The sequence below is a fragment of the Acinetobacter sp. F16 genome (assembly GCF_052712855.1).
On the sequence record NZ_JBRATK010000002.1, the window covers coordinates 182,978 to 202,475 of the forward strand.

General features: G+C 42.3%; 16 protein-coding genes, 4 tRNA genes and 1 pseudogene. 12 read left to right on the forward strand and 9 right to left on the reverse strand.

The window, feature by feature from the left end; all coding sequences use genetic code 11:
* Positions 1-45 precede the first annotated feature (45 nt).
* From ACU0NF_RS02180 to rnr, 4 genes are all read right to left on the reverse strand, one after another.
* Entirely contained in the window at positions 46-477 is a 432-nt protein-coding gene (locus ACU0NF_RS02180; protein ID WP_445659983.1) for a hypothetical protein, read from the reverse strand.
* A 15-nt stretch (positions 478-492) separates the two neighbouring features.
* Positions 493-702 (reverse strand): YheV family putative zinc ribbon protein, encoded by a 210-nt coding sequence (locus ACU0NF_RS02185; RefSeq protein ID WP_171458602.1) that lies wholly within the window; start codon positions 700-702, stop codon positions 493-495.
* Positions 703-743: 41 nt separating this feature from the next.
* Positions 744-2,798 carry a M3 family metallopeptidase gene (locus ACU0NF_RS02190; RefSeq protein WP_445660008.1) on the reverse strand — a complete coding sequence of 685 codons (2,055 nt, stop codon included), beginning with the start codon at positions 2,796-2,798 and terminating at the stop codon, positions 744-746.
* 138 nt (positions 2,799-2,936) lie between these two features.
* On the reverse strand, positions 2,937-5,363 hold the full coding sequence (gene rnr / locus ACU0NF_RS02195) for a ribonuclease R (protein ID WP_445659984.1): 2,427 nt from the start codon (positions 5,361-5,363) through the stop codon (positions 2,937-2,939).
* Positions 5,364-5,631: 268 nt separating this feature from the next.
* Here rnr and ACU0NF_RS02200 point away from each other — a divergent pair.
* The 5 genes and pseudogenes from ACU0NF_RS02200 to ACU0NF_RS02220 all read left to right on the forward strand — a co-directional run bounded on the left by ACU0NF_RS02200 (position 5,632) and on the right by ACU0NF_RS02220 (position 6,996).
* A tRNA-Ser gene (locus tag ACU0NF_RS02200) sits at positions 5,632-5,723 on the forward strand.
* A gap of 15 nt (positions 5,724-5,738) precedes the next feature.
* A tRNA-Arg gene (locus ACU0NF_RS02205) sits at positions 5,739-5,815 on the forward strand.
* Positions 5,816-5,863: 48 nt separating this feature from the next.
* A tRNA-Arg gene (locus tag ACU0NF_RS02210) sits at positions 5,864-5,940 on the forward strand.
* Positions 5,941-6,123: 183 nt separating this feature from the next.
* Positions 6,124-6,729: pseudogene (locus ACU0NF_RS02215) on the forward strand (dihydrofolate reductase family protein).
* A 190-nt stretch (positions 6,730-6,919) separates the two neighbouring features.
* Positions 6,920-6,996 (forward strand) — tRNA-Arg (locus ACU0NF_RS02220).
* Positions 6,997-7,098: 102 nt separating this feature from the next.
* Here the strand turns inward: ACU0NF_RS02220 and ACU0NF_RS02225 are convergent.
* Positions 7,099-8,403 carry an SRPBCC family protein gene (locus ACU0NF_RS02225; protein ID WP_445659985.1) on the reverse strand — a complete coding sequence of 435 codons (1,305 nt, stop codon included), beginning with the start codon at positions 8,401-8,403 and terminating at the stop codon, positions 7,099-7,101.
* A gap of 165 nt (positions 8,404-8,568) precedes the next feature.
* Between ACU0NF_RS02225 and ACU0NF_RS02230 the strand changes: the two genes are divergently transcribed.
* Both ACU0NF_RS02230 and ACU0NF_RS02235 read left to right on the forward strand, forming a co-directional pair.
* On the forward strand, positions 8,569-9,066 hold the full coding sequence (locus ACU0NF_RS02230; protein WP_445659986.1) for a YcxB family protein: 498 nt from the start codon (positions 8,569-8,571) through the stop codon (positions 9,064-9,066).
* A gap of 54 nt (positions 9,067-9,120) precedes the next feature.
* A complete protein-coding gene (locus tag ACU0NF_RS02235; protein WP_445659987.1) occupies positions 9,121-9,762 on the forward strand; it encodes a fumarylacetoacetate hydrolase family protein in 642 nt (213 codons plus the stop codon).
* A gap of 118 nt (positions 9,763-9,880) precedes the next feature.
* Here the strand turns inward: ACU0NF_RS02235 and ACU0NF_RS02240 are convergent, their stop codons facing one another.
* Positions 9,881-10,687, reverse strand: a complete 807-nt coding sequence (locus ACU0NF_RS02240; protein WP_445659988.1) for an AraC family transcriptional regulator — start codon at positions 10,685-10,687, stop codon at positions 9,881-9,883.
* Positions 10,688-10,793: 106 nt separating this feature from the next.
* On the opposite strand from ACU0NF_RS02240, the gene ACU0NF_RS02245 reads away from it, so the two are divergent.
* Complete coding sequence (locus ACU0NF_RS02245; protein ID WP_445659989.1) at positions 10,794-11,714, forward strand: DMT family transporter; 921 nt, start codon at positions 10,794-10,796, stop codon at positions 11,712-11,714.
* A complete protein-coding gene (yddG, locus tag ACU0NF_RS02250; protein ID WP_445659990.1) occupies positions 11,707-12,591 on the forward strand; it encodes an aromatic amino acid DMT transporter YddG in 885 nt (294 codons plus the stop codon). The genes ACU0NF_RS02245 and yddG overlap by 8 nt, the downstream gene beginning before the upstream one ends.
* Positions 12,592-12,688: 97 nt before the next feature.
* Here the strand turns inward: yddG and ACU0NF_RS02255 are convergent, their stop codons facing one another.
* Positions 12,689-13,936 carry a YhjD/YihY/BrkB family envelope integrity protein gene (locus ACU0NF_RS02255; RefSeq protein WP_131269151.1) on the reverse strand — a complete coding sequence of 416 codons (1,248 nt, stop codon included), beginning with the start codon at positions 13,934-13,936 and terminating at the stop codon, positions 12,689-12,691.
* 106 nt (positions 13,937-14,042) lie between these two features.
* Between ACU0NF_RS02255 and wrbA the strand changes: the two genes are divergently transcribed.
* On the forward strand, positions 14,043-14,651 hold the full coding sequence (gene wrbA / locus ACU0NF_RS02260) for an NAD(P)H:quinone oxidoreductase (RefSeq protein WP_445660009.1): 609 nt from the start codon (positions 14,043-14,045) through the stop codon (positions 14,649-14,651).
* 129 nt (positions 14,652-14,780) lie between these two features.
* Here the strand turns inward: wrbA and ACU0NF_RS02265 are convergent, their stop codons facing one another.
* Both ACU0NF_RS02265 and ACU0NF_RS02270 read right to left on the reverse strand, forming a co-directional pair.
* Positions 14,781-15,140, reverse strand: coding sequence for a hypothetical protein (locus tag ACU0NF_RS02265; RefSeq protein WP_171538067.1), 360 nt, complete (start codon positions 15,138-15,140; stop codon positions 14,781-14,783).
* Between the two features lie 498 nt (positions 15,141-15,638).
* On the reverse strand, positions 15,639-16,751 hold the full coding sequence (locus tag ACU0NF_RS02270) for a KGG domain-containing protein (protein WP_445659991.1): 1,113 nt from the start codon (positions 16,749-16,751) through the stop codon (positions 15,639-15,641).
* A gap of 1,111 nt (positions 16,752-17,862) precedes the next feature.
* Here ACU0NF_RS02270 and ACU0NF_RS02275 point away from each other — a divergent pair.
* Both ACU0NF_RS02275 and ACU0NF_RS02280 read left to right on the forward strand, forming a co-directional pair.
* Complete coding sequence (locus tag ACU0NF_RS02275; protein WP_131386486.1) at positions 17,863-18,246, forward strand: hypothetical protein; 384 nt, start codon at positions 17,863-17,865, stop codon at positions 18,244-18,246.
* Positions 18,240-19,445, forward strand: a complete 1,206-nt coding sequence (locus ACU0NF_RS02280) for a CsgG/HfaB family protein (protein WP_445659992.1) — start codon at positions 18,240-18,242, stop codon at positions 19,443-19,445. Before ACU0NF_RS02275 ends, ACU0NF_RS02280 begins: the two co-directional genes overlap by 7 nt.
* Positions 19,446-19,498: the final 53 nt, after the last annotated feature.

Genomic DNA, 19,498 nt, shown 5'->3' on the forward strand with positions numbered 1-19,498 from the left:
GCTAGAATATTTGCTGATATTTTAGCTGAATCCTCAATAATAAAATTAGTGTTTTTGGGCCAGTTGAGCTTCGAGTAATTTAATTTGCTCTTCTTTTAGTGCAACTAAGTCGTCGGCATCTGCATGTTGTGCTTTTAGCAGGGTTTCCTGATCCTTCAATTGCGTTTGAATATCTGCAAGTTTAGCCACTTCTTCTTTGGCTAATGATTCATTCTCTGGAACAGCTGCCTTTAGAATTTTTTCATCGACCAATTGAAGGGTTTTTTCATCTGTCGTAACTTCGGGTTCAGCCGGTTTGACTTCAGCAGAAGCCGAAGGTTTTGCCGGCATATTTAAGCTTGTTGCTTCATGTTCAGGAAGTACTTCATTTGAGGTCGCAAAAAACCATTGATATGCCAAAAAAAGCATAATGATTACAACCAAGCCCCCAGTAATGCCCAATAAAAGTTTTGGGCTATTTCTTTGATCTAACGTCATGTGTTGAACCTGTTTTTATTTTGGCTGACGAGGTTTGAATTGAATGACGCCAACTTCATCCGGTACTTCCGGCATTTGTGGTTCATCAATATGCGTCGGGCGGTTTTCTGTATAACCGCACTCGACACATTCAATCCATTCATCTTCGCCAGAGCTAAGCATGACAACTCTATCTAGCGCTTCACATTTAGGACATTTTGCACCTGCAATGAAACGACGTTTAATAGCCATCCTACTTACCTTCTGATCAATCTAAGATGCCTAGTTTAAGCGTTTTTAGAGGGGTTCGTCCAACCTTGATGACGTAATAAAGCATCTATTTTTGGCTCGCGTCCGCGGAAATTGATAAACGCATCAAGTGCTGTATCTTTTCCGCCAACTGCTAGAATAAATTGACGAAATTCTTTTCCGGTCTGAACATTAAAAATTCCTTCCTGTTCGAAACGATCAAAGGCATCACTGGCCAAAACTTCCGCCCATTTATACGAGTAATAACCCGCAGCATAGCCACCGGCAAAAATATGGCTAAAACTATGCTGAAAACGGTTATAACTTGCCGTTGGTGCGACCGCATATTTTTGACGGATATCATTCAGGGTGGCTTGGACCTGTTCTGCATTTAAAGCGGAGCTGTGCTTGTGAATCGACAGGTCAAACAAGGCAAATTCAATTTGACGCAAGGTCTGCATACCCGACTGGAAGAAACGGGCATCAAGTAAAGATTTGAGCAAGTCTTGAGGAAGATGTTGTTTACTTTCGATGTGTTCACTGAGCAGATCCAGACTGTCAGTATCCCAAGTCCAGAATTCCATAAACTGACTTGGCAGCTCGACCGCATCCCAATCGACGCCGTGCGTTCCTGCTACTGCAATATGGTCGACTTCGGTCAACATATGATGCAAGCCATGGCCAAATTCATGGAATAAGGTATTTACTTCATCATGAGTCAGCAGGGCAGGTTGATCACCGACTGCAGGAGTGAAGTTACACACCATGTAGCAAATCGGTTTTTGCAAGCCATCTTTGGTTTGCATGCGTGAACGGAAGCCGCTCATCCAGGCGCCACCACGTTTGCCGCTGCGGGCGTACAGGTCAAAGTAAAAACCGCCCACCACCTTGCCTTGATCTTCCAGTTCAAAATAGCGTGCATCGGGATGCCAAACTGGAGCATCACGTTCCACAATGTTGATGCCGTAAAGACGGTTCACAATACTGAACAGGCCTTGCAGAATTTTTGGTGCAGGGAAGTAGGGTTTTAATGATTCTTGCGATAAATTGAATTGCTGAACTTTGAGCTTTTCAGAATAGTAGCCTGTATCCCAAGGTTGTAACTCCTGAACACCGTCTTGAGATGCAATGGCTTTAAGTTCGGCAATTTCTTGCGTTGCAGGTGCACGGGCATGTTCGGCCAAGTCGACCAGGAATTTATCGACAGTTTCGACATCAGGCGCCATTTTGCTGGCCAGTGAAAGCTCCGCATAGTTTTTAAAGCCAAGTAATTGTGCCATTTCATGACGCAGGCTTAAAATTTCTTCGATAACTTTGGTGTTATCAAATTCTGTATGCTCAGACTGATCTGAGGCACGTGTGGTGTAGGCCTTATACAACTCCTCGCGTAAGGCACGGTCATCTGCATAGGTCATGATCGCAAGATAAGAAGGAATATCTAAAGTGGCAACCGCCTGTTCAAGTTCACGTTGCTGACCATACTGCTTTAATAGCTCGACGCTGCTTTGTGGTAAGCCTTTGAGTTGTTCCTCACTCAGTGGTTTGAAGTAGGCTTGGGTTGCATCAAGCACATGATTGGAGAAGTCGGATGAAAGCTGAGATAAACGTGCAGAAATTTCCGCATAACGTGTTTTGGCTTCGCCTTCTAAAGCCACCCCTGAAAGTTTAAAGTCACGTAGTGCGAGTTTAATCGCACTTTGGTGTGCTGCAGGCAAGCTATTAAACTGGGGCGCATCATGTACATGTTGATAGGTTTGATACAGCACCGTGTGTTGACCCAGTTGGGTATAGTATTCGCTTAAAGCAGGCAGCAGGGATTGATAGAGTTCGCGGGTTTCTGCATTGTTCATCACCGCATTGAGATGTGACAGCACCCCCCAAGATTCACTCATATTATTTTCAAGGGTATCGACTTGATCCAATACGGCCTGTTGTGCCTGAATATTGTCAGGAACTTCAGTTAAATTTGTTAGAAAGTTTTGTCCTTGTTGAATGGCTTGTTCAATCTGTTGTTTTAAATCTGCAAGTTGAATTTGATCAAATTGGGGAACAGGCAAAGTCGCCTTTTCTAAAGTCATTTCTATACGCCATATCATTTATAAACTTAATAGTAGATGTAGGGCTTAGGCATAAGGAAATCAAGGTCTAGCTTTATTTTAAGTCAGCAAATAGCTATGAATGTCACTAATCAATAAAAAAGCCCTACCGAAGTAGGGCTTAATTTTTAAAAGCTACTCTATTTTAGGTTTCGCATTGGCCTTTTTCTTTTTCGGCTTAGACTTTTTCTTCAATTTATCTTTCTCTTTGGCTTTTAGGTCAGATTTAGCCGCAGGCTTTTTGTCTGACTTTTTAGCAAAAGAATCTGACTTGGTTTTTGGCTTCTTCTTGCGAATCGGCTGTTCACCATCGTCACTGACCACAGCTTTAGCGCGAGGCTTATACACCTCTTCTTGCGCTGTCGTTTTGGCAACACGCGGTGCTCGGCTACGAATCACACGACCGGCATGGGTCATTTGTTGCAACAGTTCAAAGTCAATCTTGCGATCTTCCAGATTCACGGCTGCCACTTTAATTTTGACTTCATCGCCCAGACTAAAGGTTTGACCACGACTTTGGCCGACCAGGCTTTGGCTGGCTTGATCATAAACAAAGAAGTCATCGCCCAATTGGCTGACGTGAATCATGCCATCGACATAGAGGTCTTTGAGGGTGACGAATAAACCAAATTCAGCAACTGCACTGATGATGCCCACGAATTCTTCACCTAAATGCTGCTGCATATAGTGACATTTCAACCAAGTGGTCACAGAGCGAGATGCTTCATCCGCACGTCGTTCAGTTTGAGAGAAATGCTCACCGGCATCATCTAAAGCGGCACCTGAAAGCGCAAAAGGCTTTTGTTTTAAATGCGCTTTGATGGCACGGTGCAACAACAAGTCAGGGTAACGACGAATTGGTGAAGTGAAGTGCGTATAGGCATCATAAGCCAAACCAAAATGCCCGGCGTTGTTTGCGCCGTAATAGGCCTGCATCATTGAACGTAACAACACCGCATGAATACTTGGCGCATCAATACGGTCTTTGGTCGCATCAATCACCGCCTGGTAATCTTTTTGGGTCGGCTGTTCCGGGAATGGCAAGCCCAGCAATTTCACATATTCACGAACTTTCTGGATACGTGAAAATTCAGGTGGCTCATGCACACGGTACAACATTGGAATGTCATTTTCTAAGGCATATTCTGCTGCTGCCACATTGGCCAGCAACATACATTCTTCAATCAGTTTATGCGCTTCATTGCGTGAACGCGGCAGAATTTCATTAATCCCGCCTAATTCATCAAAAGTCATATAGGTTTCGACGGTTTCGAATTCCATCGCATGACGCTGCGAGCGTAAACCTTTGAGAATCTGATAAAGCTGGAACAGGGTATTCAATGACTTATGCACACTGCGGTCGTCAGGAATCGCATCGCTTTCGCCATCAAAATATTGCGCAACCTGAGTATAGGTTAAGCGTGCTTTTGAATGCATTACCGATGGATAGAACTGGAAGCCGGTGACCTTACCCGCACGGGACAAGGTCAAATCACACACCATACATAGACGGTCTACGTGTGGATTGAGCGAGCACAGACCATTGGAAAGTGCTTCAGGCAACATCGGCAAAACAAAGTGCGGGAAATACACCGAAGTGCCACGTTCTTGTGCTTCCTCATCCAGAGGATGGTCATTACGCACGTAATGACTGACGTCGGCAATGGCTACCACCACACGGTAACCGCCACCTGGACGTTTTTCTGCATACACAGCATCGTCAAAGTCGCGCGCATCTTCACCATCAATGGTCACCAAGGCTAAATCACGTAAATCGACACGGCCCTGAATATCCTGTTCGTTCGGTTCCTTAAAGCTTTCTGCTTCACGAACCACTTCTTCAGGAAACTCATATGGCAAGCCAAATTCTAAAATGGTTTGCGGAATAATGATTTCAGTGTCGGCCTTGTCCGCCATCGACTGCACGATGTGTCCTGTAGGCAACTCTTCACGGGTCGGGTAGTCATCAATGGCAACACGAACCGAATCACCAACTTTGACTTGGGCATGCTCAATCAGTTCTTTTTCTAGGGTAATTGGCTGATGTGCATTTGGATTGGCAGGTTGAATAAAGTATTCGTTGTCATAAACCGCAACTTTACCAATAATCTGTTTTACACGATGCTGTACAACTTCAGTAATAAAACCCCAAGGTTTACCTTTACGGTCAACCGAAGTCTGACGCACTTTAACGCGGTCACCATTAAAGACCAGACGCAGTTCACGTTCAGGCAATAAAATATCATCATGACCGGAAATGTTGGCAGTGCCTAAACCTTTCGAGTTGATGTATACCGTTGCTTCATGAGTCGGCTGGCTGGTGGCAAGCAGGAACTTGAATCCATCTTTCATCAGCTGGCCATCACGTACCATGGCACTTAAACGATGGCTGAGTGCTTCTATACTTCTTTCATCTGCAATATTAAAGTATTCCACTAAATCTGCATGAGATTGTGGTGCTTGTAATTTTTCAATCGTTTCTGAAATGAGAATACGGCTTGGAATAGGATTGTCATAACGTTCGGCTTCAGCCTTGGCTTCAGGATCGACCCAATTTTTCATAATGTCTTTGGCTTCATGTCAGAAGATAGGATTAGCATAAGTCATGCAGCAGGATACTGCACGAAAATGATTGCAATATTGTGTTTTCAATTCCAATTTTACAGGGAAGCCGCACATTTCACACGAGCAACTGTCGAAAAAAGCGGGCAAAGGGGCGCAATAAAGCCGGAAATCGTTTAAAAAATAGATGATTGATTAAAAATATCGGAATTTTTTGAAATGTGACTTGAAGAAGTAGAGTTTAGTTTGTATTATGGCGGCTCGTTACGGTGAGGTGGCCGAGTGGCTGAAGGTACTCCCCTGCTAAGGGAGCGTGGGTCTTAAAGCCCACCGAGGGTTCGAATCCCTCTCTCACCGCCACGAATAACTTGAAATGCGCTCATAGCTCAGCTGGATAGAGCACTTGGCTACGAACTAAGGGGTCGGGAGTTCGAATCTCTCTGAGCGCACCAATCAAGTTAAACGTAAATGTAACGAATGCTGAAAAGCAACTCAAGTACGCGCTCATAGCTCAGCTGGATAGAGCACTTGGCTACGAACTAAGGGGTCGGGAGTTCGAATCTCTCTGAGCGCACCAACTTGAACACATCGACAGATGTAAAAATGGAAGAAACCGCACATGTTGCGGTTTTTTTGTGCCTGGACTTTATAAAATTTAAATAAGCTGAGGAATAAGAATAAATACTGGGCTATAAAACAAACAAAATGAAGGGCAGATCCGAGAAAAGTAAGATGAGAAGAATAAGATGAGAAAAACAAGATAAGAAGAATCATTGTTCAGGCATTTATGGCTTTGGATGGGGTTATTCAAGCACCGGGCGCACCCAAGAAAGATCGATCAGGTGACTTTAAATAGTGGTTGGGTTATCCCTTATTTGGCTGGTGCAGATAAGGTGCTCGCTACCATCATGCAAAAATGGATGCAGTCCAGCGATATTCTTCTGGGAAAAAACACATTTCAGATTTGGGAAGTTACTGGCCAAAGCATGTTGAGATGTGGACGGGGATTAATGATGTCCCCAAGTATGTTCTGTCCATGAGCTTGAATCACTCGGACTGGCAAAACTCCGTCTTTTTGAACCATGTGGATGAGGTGAGGAAGCTCAAGCCGTCAGAAGGGGGTGAGATCAAGGTTCATGGCAGCGCCCATTTGGCATAAATATTTTTTCAGCATGATCTGGTTGACGAACTTTGCCTGATGACTTTTCCTATTATTCTGGGTGCAGGTAAGCGTTTATTCGCGGAGGGTTCAACGGCCATTGCTTTTGAATTGATGGATCACTTGGTTACATCAAGTGGTGTGGTATTCACTCATTACCAGCGGGTAGGAGAAATGGAAGCCGGTAGGGTGGGCGAATATAAATGATTCAATTCTTTCTGTCAGTATGAGCATTAAAGTATGTAGACGCAGTACCGCAGGATTAAATTAACCTTTTCGCTTAAAAAATAGATGAAAAATCAAATATCGCCCAATAACTGTCCACTTGATTGTGGATTTGTTAAAAAGCACTTAACAGACAGTTAAAAACGCGTATAATGCACCACATCAAGACGTCGCGCTCATAGCTCAGCTGGATAGAGCACTTGGCTACGAACTAAGGGGTCGGGAGTTCGAATCTCTCTGAGCGCACCAACTTGATCACATCGACAGATGTAAAAATGGAAGAAACCGCTTAATTGCGGTTTTTTTGTGCCTGAACTTTATAGAATTGAAATAATTAAAAATATTAAAACATTATTTCATCTTCTGCTTAATCTTTAATGCCAATACGGTATTGCCACCCAAGGCCGGCAACATGTCGTGATAAGGCATGCTGCGCATTGCCCGCAGCAGAAATGGCGCTTTGTCGTGAATTTTCATGGCACTGGTGACATTTAAGAGCGTGCCGGTGCCTTGAGGAATCAGCTGCATTCCGCCTTTCACAAATTGCAAGTCACCACCGACAGCATCAAACTGATTTTCCAGACTGTTGGGATAGTCAAAACGCAGCTTAAAATCAAATGGAATATTGATCACGCCCAATCCAACTGAAACTTTATAGTCGGCATCGAAAGTATTGGGATCAATTTTTTTAATTTCGATGCCTTTAATCTGGCGTGGAAAAAGTTCCTGATAAGCAGGAGCACTGAGCCAATGCTGTAACTGTTGCGGGCTTTTGGCAAAATACTGATAGCTACTACTAAAACGCAAGCTTTCCAAACCATGCCGATACGGTACTTTATTGGATGGCAAAATAAAAGAAACCGGTTCTTGGGATTGTTGGCTCAGCGCTGCAATTTTTTGAACCTGGCTTAAGCTTAAGTGGGTTTCAGGTAACGCTCCGGCTTTTAAGGTTTGATAGGTCGCTGTTTTAAAGTGTTGTTGCAAGGCTTCTAATAAAAAAGCGTTGGTACCAGAAGGAATGCCGAGTTTGGCCTCTGGAATGGCATTTAAAATGGTACTAAATAAAAAGCCTTTGGGGTGGTTCAAATCGCCCCATTGGGTAAGGGTAATTAAGGTTTTATTGCTGCCTAAATCAAACCACTCAATTTTGCCCGCGCCGTAAGGAATGGGTGCATCCAGCACAATGGTGGAAATGCTATTGGCCGTTAAATGATGCTGCATCACCACATTTTCTTTAAAGTTTAAGATGGGAATAGGCGTGGGAATATGGACCTGATATTTCATCTGGGTAATCGCGCCTTGTTGCTCCAAGACCTTTGCAGATTTCAACACAGGAAATAGTCCATTGTAGCCGCTATAGTTACTTAAAAGCCGCGCCACATTTTGGCTGTTGCTCGGTACAACTACGGCACCGGTATAAAACTTGCCTGTCATACTTTGCGGATTTTTAAAGGTTGGTAAAGTAATGGATTGCACAGGATGGGCATAAATTAAAATACGGTTTGCGGTCAAATCTGCCAATGGTTGAGCTTTGCCTTGAAATACACTTAAGCTGCTGGGAATCTGTTCTTTCCATGGAATGATTTTCGCCGAAACTTGCGTGCCAATCAGGCAGCACAGAATCAAGAGGCTGTATCTGTGGTTATTGTTTTGCATATCACATCCTGTTTATGCTTTTTATGAGGGTGTATTGAAGTTTTAATCAATTTTTCAGCAATTGTGAAGCGAACTTATGTAATTTAGGCCGGCAAAAACAATAAGGAAAAGCGCGAATCTGGTGTAATATCTAGCGCAATTGTTGTAATAATTTGATGATCAATCATGTCAGAGACCAAGCCGGCGCTAGCGCTACGTTATTCCTTAAACCTGGAAGAATCACAAGATGGTTTTGCCCTTGCGACTTTTGGTAAAAAACAATTAACCCGCTTTATTACCCCACTGGTGAGTATCGGGATTATTGTCTGGGGTTTTTACCTCGGCTTTAATGGCGTAGGCCGCTATTATGTTGCGCTTGGAGCTTTCTTTTTAATCTTGCAATTGGTTATGCGTTACTGGTTTTTACCGATGATGTTTAAACGTCAATTTGTGAAATACCAGTTTGGCAAAAGTGAACAGGGCATCGAATTATTTCAAGATTATGCAGAAATTTATGCCAATGGCCGTAAGCAGATTTTTAACTATAACGAAGTGCAAAACTTTGCTGTAGGCAAGCTGACTTATATGATTGAATTGAAAAATCGTACCGTCATTATTGTACCGAAACGCGCTTTTGAGCAGTCTGCGGATCAAACCGTATTTGAAAATACATTCAGAAAGTAAGCCTTGAATACAGTAAAAGTGAAATACCGTAAAGTGAAATAAAAAGGGAAGATCATGAGTACACGTCCATCTAAAATTGTCTGTGTCGGTCGTAGCTATGCAGACCATGCCAAAGAATTGGGAAATGCCATTCCTGATCGTCCAGTTTTATTCATTAAGCCGCCAAGCAGTCTGGCGAGTTTGGAACAAGGCATTTCATGGAATCCGGCGTGGGGCAATTGCCACTATGAATGTGAACTCAGCTTGCGTATAGACCATACTTTAAAGGCAGAAACTGACCCAGCCAAGGCTTTAAAAGCGGTGGGCGCGGTGACTTTAGGTCTGGACTTGACCCTGCGAGATTTACAAGATGACTTGAAAAAGAAAGGTCAGCCTTGGGAACGTGCCAAAGCCTATGATGGTTCGTGTGTGTTGGCAGACTGGGTCGAGCTTTCAGAAGTTAAAGACTGGAAAGATGTGCATTACACTTTGCATATTAATGATGAGCTGCGTCAAAAAGGCGATACCGCTTTACTGATTTTTGATATTGCGACTTTACTTGCTGACATCAGCCAAGTGTTTACTTTAGAACCGGGTGATGTGGTGATGACCGGTACACCTGCAGGGGTAGCTGCATTAAAAGCAGGGGATCAACTGACCATGACATTACAAGGTCAAAGCCAGGACTTTGTCTGGAAAACCTTTGTTCAGGCTTAAGCCTCGAATCAAGAAAAAGACTGCTTAGGCGGTCTTTTTTCACTCTTGGCACCTAGTTCTTGTGATAGCTTCTGATGTGTTAAATAAAATAATATTTTCAATGGTTTAGGTTTTTTATTTATTCAGATACCGAGTTGTAAAGTTTGCGGAATTGATCCGGGGTAGAGTGCATCCAGCGCTTAAACATATTAATAAATGCTGAGGCATTGGCATAACCTAAATCCAGGGCAATACTTTCAACCGTTTTTCCTTGTTCTAACATGGACATGGCTTTCATCACTTTTAAGCGTTGTCGCCATTCGTTTAACGACATTCCTAATTCTTTTTGGCTATAACGCGCTAAAGTTCGCTCGGTCATGTTCATGCCTTGCGCGAGTTGTTGCAAAGTACTGTGATCCGAAGGGTGCTGATGTAAATAATCCAGAATTTGCTTTAAGGCTGGATGCTCGGAATGCGGTAGATAACTGCCGACCAGCGGGGCATGATGCAACTGATCCAGCAAAACATGCAGCAAACGCAAGTGCTCAGGGTGGTCCTTATCTTGTGGGTATTGCTTGAGATGCTGCATTAAGGCACAGACCAAAGGAGAGTTCAGGAGAATCCCGGCCTGTTTGGGCAATTGCTCACATAAACTTTCATGAATATAAAGCGTACCGTGTGAAACATCAGTGCGATTCAAACCACTATGTTTTAAGTGTGGCGGCAACCAGATGCCATAAGGGGGAGGAGTAATATAATCAATCTGATCAATATTAATTTCCATGACCCCATTAAAGGCATAAATAAATTCACCCCAAGCATGCCCGTGTGCAGGATAAATGGATTGTGCTGGCGCATGGCGAAACTGAATCCATAATGGCGCCGTAATCTCGTCATTGCTGATGAGTGTTGCTAAGGACTGTTCATGCAGTGGCCTTTTTTTCATACGCGCTTGGAATGCCTGAATAAGAAGATCTTTTGTCTGTTTTGAAGTATATATTTTAAATACGACAGGTCTATAGTGAGCCGAGTTTTTCAGACGAGTCAGGATTGTGGGCGAGAGGAAAGGATTAGATGCACGTGCATCGGGTTTGATGGTGATTTTGTGCATTGTTTGGGGATTGCAACAGGTCGTACTTAAACTGGCTGCGGCTGATATTGCTCCGATTATGCAAATTGCAATTCGTTGCGGACTGTCAGCATTATTGGTACTTCCTCTGCTGCAGCTGCAACCCAATACTCATCTTTATTCAAAAGCTTATTTAGTGCCGGGGATTTGGCTGGCTTTTTTATTTTCGGCTGAATTTGTATTCATTGCACAGGCGCTAGAGTTTACTTCAGCTTCACATACCGTGGTTTTACTGTATACGGCGCCTATTTTTGTGGCATTGGGCCTGCACTGGAAATTGCCTTCTGAAAGATTGTCGCGACTTCAATGGTCTGGAATAATAATTGCTTTTGCTGGAATTGTGATGACTTTTATGGGGCGAGAAAAGCAGCTTGATCAAGGTTTGAGTCAAGTTTTGTGGGGTGACTTTCTGGCATTATTGGCTGGCCTCATGTGGGCAATGACCACCATTTCATTGCGCTTAAGTAAATTGAATGAAGCCCATCCCACCCAAACCCTGTTTTACCAGTTAGTGGGTGGGTTTATCTTTTTATTTCCTTTGGCTTTTATACTCGGGCAAGCGCAAATTCATTGGACTTATATTGCAATTGGCAGTCTGGTTTTTCATACCCTGATCATGTCATTTATGAGCTTAATGCTCTGGTTCTGGTTGTTACGCAATTATTTAGCCAGTCACTTAGGGGTATTTTCATTTTTAACGCCGTTGTTTGGCATGCTGTTTGGAATTTTATTTTTAAATGAAACCATTGAACTCAATTTTATTGTTGGAACAATGCTTGTGATGCTTGGAGTAGCAGTGGTCAGTATGCAGGACTGGATTAAAAGAAAATTACAGCATGTTTAATTCCGTCAATTCAGCTACATGTATCGGTTTATCCTCCATCTTGATTTGGGCAAGTCTGGTTGCCGTGGTTAAACTGATTACTGAATCCTTAACGCCTATTTCAGCCATTGCCCTGATTTATAGTTTTAGTGCGATGAGTATTTTGGTGTTGAATGGGCTGCCACGTTTTCAGCACATGTCCAAAGCTTATGTGTGGGGTTGTGGCGCTTTATTTGTGGCATATGAAATTCTATTTCTGGTTTCAATAGCCTTGTCACAAAATCATGATCAGGTACTAATTATTGCGATGATCAATTATTTGTGGCCGCCCTTAACCATCGTATTTTCAATACTGGCCAGGCAGCTGAATTACCGTTGGCCGATTGTCTTAGGATTTATTGTTTCCGTCTTGGGATTATTGCTGGTGGTGAATCCGGACATTTTGAATCTGCGTCAATTTCTGCACATACTGCAACAAAATCCGAGTGCCTATTTTTTTGCATTTTTAGGAGCTTTGCTTTGGCCGTGTTACAGCGTACTGACCAAGAAATATGCTCAAGGGCAAAATGCGGTGCCGTTATTTTTCGTGGTGACGGCGGTCGGCTTATGGTGCATTCATTTTATGATGGATGAGGCCTTTATTTTTCCGCAGCTGAATATGTGGTTATTGATTGCCGTGACAGGTGGTCTGGTAGGGATTGCCTACAGCAACTGGAATCAGAGTTTGCAGTTTGGCAATATCAAGCTGCTGATTCTCGCTACCTATTTTATGCCTGTTTTATCTTCCTTTATGTCCATGCTGATTTTGGATGCCACCCCCAGTCTCAGCTTTTGGATTGGAACATGCTTGGTCACTTTTGGGGCGATGATTTGCTGGAAAAGTACTGCGGAAATTTAAGTCTGATTCATGTTCCTTCCTCTTGTGGGGAGGAAGGAACGATATGTTTATCTTGGTGTACTTTTTCAAGAATTGGCGGAATAAAAGAAATAAAGTTTTATTTCTCTTCCAGAATTTTGGATAAGGGAATCGCCAATTTCGCTGAAAGATAGTCATCTGCGTCAATCAATGCAGGCCCCAGTTTTTGCATCCATTCATCGTCAGGGTGAACATTGCCCATATCCTGACGCCGTGGAAGTGGGTAGGGTAACTGGGTATAGAAACTCCAGAAATCGACTTGAGCCAAATTACGTGCGAGAACGAACTCGTCATTGTCGGTACGTTTAACCAAGTTCTGTTTTTCGAGCATCAGTACATAAGAAGGCCAGCGCCCAATTTCTTCACGTCCCAACACGCCCAAAGCTTCTTCATCAGAGACAGTTTCGCCTTTCTGCTGTTTTCTATAAAACAGTTCCAATAAATCCAGCAGCATAATCACAGGATGACGCTTGTGGTCTTTGCCTGAATAAAAAGCCGTCAGCGCATAACTGATTTCAACCCCTAATAAGACAATGTTCCAGGACAAGAAAATCCATAACAGGAAAATTGGCACGGCGGCAAAAGCACCATAGACAATTTCATAACTGGTGAAATTGGACATGATGACGCCAAACAGATTCTTTAATAATTCAAAGACCACCGCACTAAATGTACCAGCGATCAACGCCGCCTTGATAGGAACACTACGGTTGGGAATGGTCCAATTTAAAATGAAAAAACCCAGAATGGTCAGGGCAAAGGAAATACACCAAAAAATAAATTCGCCATCCAATTCATAGCCAGCGAAATTATTGCTTAGCACATTTAAAGAGGCCACAGCGGATGAAATAACAAAGGCACTACCCAATACAATTGGACCGAGGGAAATAATGGTCCAATAACGCATGAATCCAATAATGCCACCACGCGTTTCCCGGACTCGCCAAATCCGGTTAAATACAGTTTCGATACTGGTCAGCATCATTACTGTGGTGATGAATAAAAATATAATCCCGATGATGGTCAGGTTGCTGGATTTATCGGTAAAGGCATTCAGGGCTTTATCAAAAGCAATCGTGGTGCGGGGTAAGAAATTACTATAAATCAGTTGCTGTAATTGTTGCCTTGCCGGCTCAAGCGCTTTAATGGAAGAAATGATGACCAGGAAAACGGTCAGCATGGGAACCACTGCAAAGAGCGTGGTATAGGTCAATGAGCCTGCCTGTTCCCGGCAACGATCGGCTTCAAAACGTCTTATGACAAATAAAACAAATTGAAACCAAGTCTCATTATAAAAAGGCAGCTTTTTTAAATACTTTTCTAACATAGCTATAAAGTCTCAATTTTTTTTAATCATCTTTATGAATTTTCATCACCAAGCTTAACCAAAAAATGGGAAAAATACCGTATAGTTTTCTTTTTTAGCTTTGTTAATAAAAATTATGCAGCCTTATGTCCTTGTTTTATATTACAGCAAATATGGTTCAACCAAAGAAATGGCCTATCTAATTGCCAACGGGATTGAATCTACGGGTATGGCGGTAAAAATTCGCACTGTTCCAAATTTATCAACAGTGGTTAAGCAAGCAGAACCGAGTATTCCTGCCGAAGGGGATATTTATTGTACTCTGGATGATTTGGCGAATTGTGCAGGCTTGGCTTTAGGTTCTCCAACCCGTTTTGGCAATATGGCATCTGAGATGAAGTATTTTTGGGATCAGACCACCAGTCTTTGGTTAAATGGTGCTTTGCACCACAAACCGGCCTGTGTCTTTACTTCATCGGGTTCCATGCATGGCGGGCAGGAAAGTACCTTGCTGACCATGCTGCCGCCCTTGTTCCATCATGGCATGATGATTATGGGTTTACCGAATGCCAATCCAGCATTATCCAATACCAAATCGGGTGGTACGCCGTATGGTGCAAGCCATGTTAGTGGTCCACGGCATGATTTGGGCTTAAGCCAAGATGAAAAAGTTTTGTGTGAAGAGCAGGGCAAACGCCTGGGTGATGTGGTTAAAAAATTACAGACGAATTCATAATTTTTAAGCGATGTAAGTGAAAACAGTTCACTCATCCAGAGCAGATTTGTGAATCTCTATACATACAAAAAAAGACCATTCATTTTAGAGTGGTCTTTTAATTACAGCAAAAATTTAACAGTTGAAGGGTTATACTTTTTCTTTAAATCGATGATTGCACTTTAGACATTTGTAATCCAAGAATACATTTTTATCGATAATTACACCCGCTTTTTTGCCAAAGATATTACCCAAAATACCGCCCGTGACGCCAACGGCAATGGCTCCCACAAAAGTTCCTACAGTTCCACCGAAAATCACGCCTAATGGTCCGGCAACTGCACCAATGGCCGCCCCAGTTGATGCGCCAGTTGCGGCCCCTCCCACTGTTCCTGCTGTTGCACCCGCGGAAGTAAGAAGAATTCCGCTTATTGTCTTGATGTTTTTCTCGTGATCTCGTTTTTCAACTTCCGAAGATCCGCATTTAGGACATTGCATAGATTTTTCCATCAACTATTTATCTTTTAGTTATCTTGAAAAAAGTCGATTATGACTTTAAAAAGATAATGGGTCGTTATAATTTACAATAATAGTATGTATGTTCTAACACACCATGTCAGGAACATTTCGTACCAACTTGATTCTATCTGAATGAAAGTCATAGAAGTTTATCTGAGTTGTAAACAAACCATTTCAATGTTTGAGTAAGGGAATAAAAAATAAAATTCCACCATTAATATGGTTAATATATTTTTAAAATAAAAAAGTCAATAAAAAGTGCAGGTTTTAAAGTGCGCTTATATTAATATTCTTAAAATAAATAAAATGACCTGATGTATTTATCAATAAAATTTATTTATAAGAATAATATTTATCTTGCTTGGTTAAGGTGCTTTTAAATATAAATAACTTAAAAATAAATCCTTACTCTCATTCAAATCAAAATAATCGGTGAAGGAAATTTTAATTCAAATAAAAGTAAGGGGTTATTAATAAGCTAAAGAATACTTATCCTGAAACAAAGCGGCCATATTCATCTCTTTTTCTGTCATTGTTATTACCTCGACCACCTGAACGGCCACGATCGTCGTCGTCATCACGGCTCCGGCCTCGACCACCTGAACGGCCACGGTCATCATCGTCATCATAACGGCTGCGACTACGGCCACGATCATCGTCGTCATCACGGCTACGGCCTCGACCACCTGAACGGCCCCGGTCATCATCGTCATCATAACGGCTGCGACTGCGGCCACGATCGTCGTCGTCATCACGGCTACGGCCTCGGCCACCTGAACGGCCCCGGTCATCATCGTCATCATAACGGCTGCGACTGCGGCCACGATCATCGTCGTCATCACGGCTACGGCCTCGGCCACCTGAACGGCCCCGGTCATCATCGTCATCATAACGGCTGCGACTGCGGCCACGGTCATCATCGTCATCATAACGGCTGCGACTACGGCCACGATCGTCATCATCACGGCTACGGCCTCGACCGCCTGAACGGCCATGATCATCGTCATCATCATAACGGCTGCGACTACGGCCACGGTCATCATCGTCATCACGGCTACGGCCTCGACCACCTGAACGGCCCCGGTCATCGTCATCATCACGGCCCCGGCCTCGACCACCTGAACGGCCACGATCATCGTCATCATCATCACGACTGCTACGGCCCCGACTACTTGAACGGCCGCGGTCATCATTGTCATCATAACGGCTGCGACTGTGGCCCCGGTCATCGTCATCATCACGGCCACGGCCTCGACCACCTGAACGGCCACGATCATCGTCGTCATCACGACTGCTACGGCCCCGACTACTTGAACGGCCGCGGTCATCATCGTCATCATAACGGCTGCGACCACCTGAATTATCATTTATATGGCTACGTGCACCAGCTCTACGCGCTTCTTCTGAAGTAAATTCATGTGCGTTTCCACTTCTATGAGCAGCTTGACCCGCTGCACGTGCTTCTTCTGATGAAAACTCATGGGCATGACCACTTTCATGCGCGGCATGTCCCCCTCTACTCGCTATTTCACGTTGCTTATCTGGATCCATACTTGCAAATCCACGATTTGAAGTATCATTTTCATTATCTTGAGTAGCCATAGTGATATCTTCCTATTTTTATTTAGCTAAGCGTGTTGAATAAACCACCTGATCAAGATAGAAGGAGTAAATTTAAAAAGGAATGAATTATGTGTTTCTACTTTTATTAATGTAAAAATAATATTAAAGCTTATTTATAGAAGTATGTAATCTAATAATTAAAATTTTATTCTGGTTTAACTCTATTAACATTGTGCTACTTAATTTTACTAGAAGAAACTTTGTGGTAGTTAATGAGTTAAAAATTCAAATTAACTTTTTAATCCTCTTGATTTATTGGTGATTAAAATATCTCTAATAAATTATTTAAAATAACTAAGATGTTTAAATAAAAATAAAAAAATTATCAAATATTTAAATAAAAAAATATCTAAGGGTTCTTGTTCAAATTCAGTCATGAACAAAAAGGCAACCGTACAGTTTTTTTTAAAGAGGTTGCTTGCGCTAAAGATTACATCTCCTAATCTTGATCAAGTCACAAGCGGCGATCTGACTGGAAAGATTTTCAGTTCTAATCCGCATACCTGCGACTTTAGCTTTTATACGATGCATTAAATCAGTAACCACTAAAGTGGCTGCTTAACCCTTTGCCAATCAAGCCATCAAGCACTAAAGCTATATCCCTAGAGTTGATATGTTGATTAGAAATCGTTGTAAGGCTCCAAAAAACTACATTTGGGGTGAAATTTCTTGAGAATTAATCTCGATTATGATTGGTTAATTGTATTTTTAATAAAGTGGGACGTGAGTCGTATTTAAAAAACAGTTTGAATAAAGTCAGAGTTAACAGCTTTATAAAACTGTAGCGCTCAGATAAGTCTAATTTTTCTTTACCCAAATTTTCATTATTTTTGATATAAAAAATATATTAATTTAATTAAATAATTAATGTGAATTTTAAAATTTAAATTTTTTTATATAATGATTTCTTACAATTAAAAAATAAAAAATAAATAAAAAATTAATCTTTAAAACAATGACATGTTTTTCTTACCGTAAATGAAAAATTAGAAAATAGTGATATGTTTCGCATTTTATTTTTTTTATGTGATTTAATATTTATTAGATAAGTTAAACAATAAACATCCTAGATCAAAGGATATTGAAGATTATGAAAATATCAGCGATTCATGTTGGTTTATTTTGTTTATGTTTTCTGAGCCAGGCTTATGCGACATCTGATGAGTGGAGTCAGCGCTGGAAAGCATCAAGTAACCGTTCTAATGAAAATTTAGTCCAAGCAAATCTGATCGAACTCAGGGAGTCTGATTACTATTCCGGGTTGGGAAAAAATAAAACCACTTATTATAGCACCTCGACCAGTTCTATCGGTACGGTGAATACCCCGACCAATAATATCAATATTGACGGTTCAAATAATGGTGTAGACATTTCCAGTGAATTACTGAATGAAGCACCTGTAAATTCCAATACCAATCAAAATACTCCGCGATGTCCTAATCTCAGCACTCAGTCTGGAGAGTCGCTATGCTGAATTTCTCCTTAACCAGAAGAAGCCTGTCTTGTGTGAGTATGGGCGTCCTGTTTAGCTATTTTCTGACGGGATGTACAGGCTTAGCACCTTCAAACAAGAAGCCGGTCAATTTGGTGCAGGGACCACCGATTACCGATATTTTTACTCCTTTTGATATGGCTTTGTCCTGCTTAAAAGGGCAATTGCGTAGTGATGTCAGTTTTTCTGTTGGTGCGATTCTGGATCAAACGGGCAAAGACGTAGTCACCAATGGCGGTAGCGGGAAAATGGTAACCCAAGGTGCGGGAGACATGGTGCAGTCTGCCCTGTTTCAGGCAGGGGTTAGCCTAATGAACCGGCGTGATCCGCGTATTATCGAAAGCGAAGCCAAGTGGGGGATCCGTGACCCCAGACAGATCCAAGCATCTGATTATTATGTGACAGGCAGCATTAATAGTCTGGATTTTATTCCGGGTGGCGGTTTTGACATGCAGATTGCCGGTGTCGGCCCGAATTACAGTCAAACCCGAATTATGGTCGGCCTAGATTTATCTCTCACCGATACACGCAGCAGTAAAGTTGTTGGCAACGTATCACTACAGAAGCAGATTGCTGCACAGGATTATGGACTTAGTGCCGGCAGATTTGCCGGCCGTACGCTGTTAAACATTCAGATTGGTAAAGGAGAGCGGGAGGCGACCAATTTTGCCTTGCGCCAAATGTTGAATCTGGCCACCTTTGAATTGCTCAGCCAGGTCGTTCCACCCGCAGTATTTGAAAGTTGCCGTACGGAAATACCACCTGAATTTGGCCGTTTAAATTTAACCCGGAGTTCTGTTGCCCTGTATAAATACAAAAAAAGCCAGAAGCAGAATGGCACAGATTCAGGTCGTGCTGTTCAGGCATCAGTTTCCAATGAAACAGATTCATCCAACCAGAAAAATAAGTCGACCAACTCTCCCAGTAAAGATACCAAGCCACCTAAGAATAAAGAATCTGAGGTGATTCAAAATCCTGAAGCAGAGCCGGAAATGAGCAAACAGGAGCTGATTAAATATATCAGCAAGAAACAGCGTCCATCTTCTTCAAAAAAGATGAATCAAGAAAAAGATACTCAAGAAAAAGACAGTAAAGAAAAAGAAGATGAAGAGAGTTCAATGTTGTGGGATGTCAATCCAGAGGTTGTGGAAAATTACTGGTCAAGTACTCAACGTGATTAAAAATATTTGAAAGTGGGCTCGCTCCCATGATCAGAAGAAGTACTTAGCGAGAG